The sequence below is a fragment of the Nocardiopsis sp. TNDT3 genome, assembly GCF_003427465.1.
Classification (GTDB): Bacteria; Actinomycetota; Actinomycetes; order Streptosporangiales; family Streptosporangiaceae; genus Nocardiopsis; species Nocardiopsis dassonvillei.
Genome location: NZ_QPFC01000583.1, coordinates 1 through 2,617 on the forward strand (window position 1 = coordinate 1; position 2,617 = coordinate 2,617).

General features: G+C 66.5%; 4 protein-coding genes. 2 read left to right on the plus strand and 2 right to left on the minus strand.

Translation table 11 applies throughout. The features are described 5' to 3' along the window. Nucleotides 1-59: 59 nt before the first annotated feature. Both DQW06_RS14935 and DQW06_RS14940 read right to left on the minus strand, forming a co-directional pair. On the minus strand, nucleotides 60-410 hold the full coding sequence (locus DQW06_RS14935) for a hypothetical protein (RefSeq protein WP_370449077.1): 351 nt from the start codon (nucleotides 408-410) through the stop codon (nucleotides 60-62). A 153-nt stretch (nucleotides 411-563) separates the two neighbouring features. After that, nucleotides 564-1,127, minus strand: coding sequence for an ATP-binding protein (locus DQW06_RS14940; RefSeq protein ID WP_117198705.1), 564 nt, complete (start codon nucleotides 1,125-1,127; stop codon nucleotides 564-566). Nucleotides 1,128-1,333: 206 nt separating this feature from the next. Here DQW06_RS14940 and DQW06_RS14945 point away from each other — a divergent pair, with 206 nt between their 5' ends. Then, nucleotides 1,334-2,191 carry a helix-turn-helix transcriptional regulator gene (locus DQW06_RS14945; RefSeq protein WP_117198698.1) on the plus strand — a complete coding sequence of 286 codons (858 nt, stop codon included), beginning with the start codon at nucleotides 1,334-1,336 and terminating at the stop codon, nucleotides 2,189-2,191. Next, nucleotides 2,188-2,439 carry a DUF397 domain-containing protein gene (locus DQW06_RS14950; RefSeq protein ID WP_117198701.1) on the plus strand — a complete coding sequence of 84 codons (252 nt, stop codon included), beginning with the start codon at nucleotides 2,188-2,190 and terminating at the stop codon, nucleotides 2,437-2,439. The genes DQW06_RS14945 and DQW06_RS14950 overlap by 4 nt, the downstream gene beginning before the upstream one ends. The last annotated feature ends 178 nt before the right edge of the window (nucleotides 2,440-2,617 follow it).

Genomic DNA, 2,617 nt, shown 5'->3' on the forward strand with positions numbered 1-2,617 from the left:
TGAGTCACGGGTGGGCCGGAACCGCTGGCGGCGGTTCCGGCCCGTGGTGGGAGGGCCGGTCAGGCCGGTACGGGAGTGAGGGCCTCGACGGCCAGGGCGGGCGGCATGAACGGGGCGTTGTGCGGCCACAGGGCCAGGAGGAGGGCGTCAGCGTTCGCGGCTTCGAGGAGTCCGGCGGGGGTGACCGCCCAGAAGGACTGGGTGGCCTCGCCATAGTAGACGATCAGGTGGCGGTAGCGCTTCTGGATCGCGGCGGCTTGGGCGTGCTCGCGGGAGAACTCGGAGCGGTGGCCGCCCAGGCGGGGCAGGCGCTGGGCGCGGCGGACGCGGCACGAGGGGTGCTCACAGTGCGGGCAGACCGGGCCGACGAGCGGAGTGCGGCGCGGGAGCGATGGGATTGGCCGGGGCATCGGTCGAACGCCGTCCGAACGGCGGGGCGAGGGGATAGGGTTCTGCATCAGATCCTCTTTTTCCTTACATACGAGCTGTTTGGTTTTCGAGGGTTCAGGGCCCGGGAGAAGCGCTGCAACGCTTTCCTGGGCCCGTCTCATGTCGGCGGCATGTCAGAGGTCGGTGTGGGTGTTCCAGCGGCTTCCGGTGAGGTCGTAGGCCAGTGAGAACCACACCGTGCGGTAGTGGGCGTTGCCGTTGTCGCCCCAGGCGGTGGCGAAGGCGTTGACCATGGCCAGGCCCCGGCCCGATTCGGCGTCCAGGTTCAGGCCGTTCTTCTTGGGCTCCAGGTGGGAGTCCTTGTCGCGCAGGCCGCCCCGGTCGCGGCAGACCAGGTGCAGCCCGGTCCGGTGGCGGTGGACCAGGAGGGTGTAGCTGCCGCCGGGTCGGCCGGAGAGACTGTGCCGGATCGAGTTGTTGGCCAGCTCCGATCCCAGCAGCGTGAACAGGTAGCGGTAGTCGGTGTCCCGTTCAACGGCGCAGGTGTCCAGGAACGCGCGGACCAGCGGCATCACGGCCGGGGTTCCGGCGAAGTCGTAGCGGCGCATGCGGTAGTTGGGCCGCTCGGGCTGCCGGGTGAAGTAGTGACGGTGGACCGGTCGGATGAAGCTGGCCAGCGGGACCGTGGCTTCTCCCAGCGCGGGCACGGGCATCGGGGCGTGGGCTTTCGCGGGCATGACGAACACACTCCTTGGCGTGAGCAGGGGTTTCGTGGTGCCCGTTGGAGGAGTCTCACGGATGCCGTGATGCGCGGAACGGGCAGGGCGTAGCCTGACCGACATGAACTCTTTGTGATCCATCAGTCACTGACTACAGTCACATCATGCAGCTCGATAATCGAGCTGTCAACGATAATCGAAAACTCTTGGTCTAGAATCCTGACATGCACAGCCCGATCAGCCCCACGGTGCGCCGCCGACGACTGGCGCGCGAGCTTCGACGGCTACGTGAGTCACAGGGATTGAAGCTGTCTGTGGCCGCGAAGACAGCCGACGTCCCCCAGTCCACCCTCAGCAACATCGAAGGCGCGGACGCACGCCGCATCAGAGCGCGTGACATCGACGCACTCGCCGACCTGTACAAGGCTCCTGACGAGGTCCGCGCAGCTCTTCACGAGCTGGCGAGAGAGTCCAAAGAACAGGGCTGGTGGTCCAGCTACAAGGATGTCTTCGGCGGTAACGCCATACCGGACTTCGAGGCCGAAGCGTCCATGATCCGGACCTACCAGTGCCAGGTCGTCCCCGGCCTGCTGCAAACGCCCAGGTACAGCGAGGCTGTCTTCCGAGGCGGGCGCGCCTACTCGGACGATGAGGTCAGGCGCAACGTTGACGCACGGCTACAGCGCCAGCACGTCCTGGGGCGCTACCAGCCGCCACACTTTTGGGCCGTGATCGACGAAGCAGCCCTGAGAAGGCGGCTCGACGACCCGCAGATCATGCGAGAGCAGCTACAGCACCTGCTGGACATGGCCACCACGAAGAACGTGGACATCCAGGTGCTGCCCTTCGACGCGGGCATGCACGCTGGACTGTCCGGGTCCTTCGTCCTCCTGGACTTCCCCAACCCGGCCGATCCCTGCATCGCCTACACAGAGACCGCGACAGCGAGTCTCTTTGCCCAGGATTCCGATGACGTGCAGCGCTATGTCACGATCTTCTCGCATCTGAACTCAGCAGCGCTACAAGCTTCGCGCACGACCCACTTCGTCCAGCAGATCATGGAGCAGGAGCGACTGACATGACCAGCAGAACCGAACTACGGTTCTTCAAGTCCAGTTACAGCAGCGACAGGGTCGAATGTGTCGAGGTCGCGCACATCCCCACGGGCTTCCGGAAGAGCACCCACAGCGGCCGGGCCCAGAACTGCGTCGAGGTAGCCGACCTCCCCTGCGGCGCTGCCGTCCGCGACTCCAAGCACCCCGGCGCCGGACACCTCCCCTTTCCCGCCGCCGAGTGGAGCGGCTTCCTGAGAACCGCCCTCTCTCGCTGATCCCTGGAACCACCCACGCCCGGCCGCCTCCCCCGAGGACCACGGCCGGGCGTCGCTGTTCCCAGAGAACAGGCATCCCGGCCGCCTCGCCCGTCTCCCGCCTCACCCCAGGGAGTTGAGGATGAACAGAAGCAGGGCGGTCAGCGCCACCGAGACCACCAGCGACATGACGCAGCCC

Excerpts from the sequence above, each read along its gene's own strand:
- DQW06_RS14935 (WP_370449077.1), bottom strand. The coding sequence starts at position 410 with ATGCCCCGGCCAATCCCATCGCTCCCGCGCCGCACTCCGCTCGTCGGC.
- DQW06_RS14940 (WP_117198705.1), bottom strand. The coding sequence starts at position 1,127 with ATGCCCGCGAAAGCCCACGCCCCGATGCCCGTGCCCGCGCTGGGAGAA.
- DQW06_RS14945 (WP_117198698.1), top strand. The coding sequence starts at position 1,334 with ATGCACAGCCCGATCAGCCCCACGGTGCGCCGCCGACGACTGGCGCGC.
- DQW06_RS14950 (WP_117198701.1), top strand. The coding sequence starts at position 2,188 with ATGACCAGCAGAACCGAACTACGGTTCTTCAAGTCCAGTTACAGCAGC.